The organism is Paenibacillus chartarius (assembly GCF_042432825.1).
Taxonomy (GTDB): Bacteria; Bacillota; Bacilli; order Paenibacillales; family NBRC-103111; genus Gordoniibacillus; species Gordoniibacillus chartarius.
The window spans coordinates 1-1,551 of record NZ_JBHLWN010000137.1 but is presented as its reverse complement, the minus strand read 5'-3'; the positions used below and the strand labels follow the sequence as shown (position 1 = coordinate 1,551).

Genomic DNA, 1,551 nt, shown 5'->3' with positions numbered 1-1,551 from the left:
CTTGCCAATGGATTTAGAGGAGGACATTCCTGCTAATCATCTCGTTCGTGTCGTCAACACTGCCGTTAATCGTCTCGACGACGCCATCTTCAACGCGGCTTACCCCGGAGGCGGACGAGACAGCTATCACCCCAAGATGCTCACCAAAATCATCATTTACGCCTACACACAGCGCATCTACTCCTCTCGTCAGATCGCCAAGGCCGTCCGCGAAAACATCATGTTCATGTGGATCGCCGGCAGACAACGACCGGACTTTCGCACCATCAACCGGTTTCGCTCGGAGCGTATGAAAAGCGTACTGGAGACCGTGTTTACCGCAGTTCTTCAATTCTTGGCTGAGGAGAACTATGTGCAGCTGGAGCATTACTTTGTGGACGGTACCAAGATCGAGGCCAATGCCAATCGATATACATTTGTTTGGGGTAAGGCCGTCGTGAAGCAGAAAGCCAAGCTTCAGGAGAAAGTGCAGACCTTGTTCGCCACCATTGAGGAAGCCGAAAAGCAAGAAGATAGAGCGCATGGCGGTAAGGACCTTCTTGAGTTGGGCGAATCCGCTGCCATCACCAGTGAAAAATTAGAGAATGCCGTCAAGCAATTGGAAGAGCGCCTGCAGGAGAAGCCCAAAGACAAGCCGCTAAAGAAAGCGGTGCGCGCACTCCGCAAGGACCTGCTTCCTCGCCTTCAAAAGTACGAGACTCAAGAAGCGATTTTAGGCACGAGAAACAGCTACAGCAAAACGGATCACGACGCCACCTTTATGCGAATGAAAGAAGATCACATGCGAAACGGCCAGCTCAAGCCGGGTTACAATGTGCAGATCGGCACCGAAAATCAATTCATAGTGGGCTACAGTGTGCACCAGCGGCCGACGGATACACGCTGCCTCATTCCTCATCTCGAAAAAGTAAAATCACAGTTAGGCAAGCTGCCAGGCACCGTCATCGCCGATGCGGGCTATGGCGGCGAAGAGAACTATGACTATTTGGAGCAAAACGAAATCGAAGCTATTGTCAAATACAGCACGTATCACCGTGAAAAAAGCAAGGCATGGCAAAAGGACATTAGCAAGATTGACAATTGGACCTATAACAGCGAGCAAGATACGTGGACATGCGCGGCGGGGCGAACGCTTCATTTCCACAGATTGAGCAAGGAGAAAACGGAAAGTGGATACAAAATCGAGTACCATCACTACCGAAGCGCCAGTTGTGAAGGTTGTCCGCTGAAGCCGCAATGTACAAAAGCCCAGGGCAATCGCGAAGTCAGGGTCAGCCTGAAGTATTTGAGGCTAAAGAACAAAGCCGGTGAAAAACTCCGTAGCGAAGAAGGTTATGCCCTGGCCGTCCGGCGCATGATCGAGCCAGAGCCCGTGTTTGGTGATATGAAGAACAACCGAGGCTTCAAACGGTTCCTGCTTCGAGGCTTACCGAAAGTAAGTCTAGAGGTCGGGTGGCTTTCCCTTGCCCATAATCTGATCAAGAAGGCTTCGGTGGACGCCAAAAACCAAGAAGCTAAGCGAGAACAGGCCGCTTAGCTCCTTACTTTATT

1 protein-coding gene is annotated in these 1,551 nt (G+C 51.1%); it reads left to right on the top strand.

What is annotated here, in order from left to right:
* The first annotated feature begins 7 nt into the window (after positions 1-7).
* A complete protein-coding gene (locus ACFFK0_RS30645) occupies positions 8-1,537 on the top strand; it encodes an IS1182 family transposase (RefSeq protein WP_377475263.1) in 1,530 nt (509 codons plus the stop codon).
* The last annotated feature ends 14 nt before the right edge of the window (positions 1,538-1,551 follow it).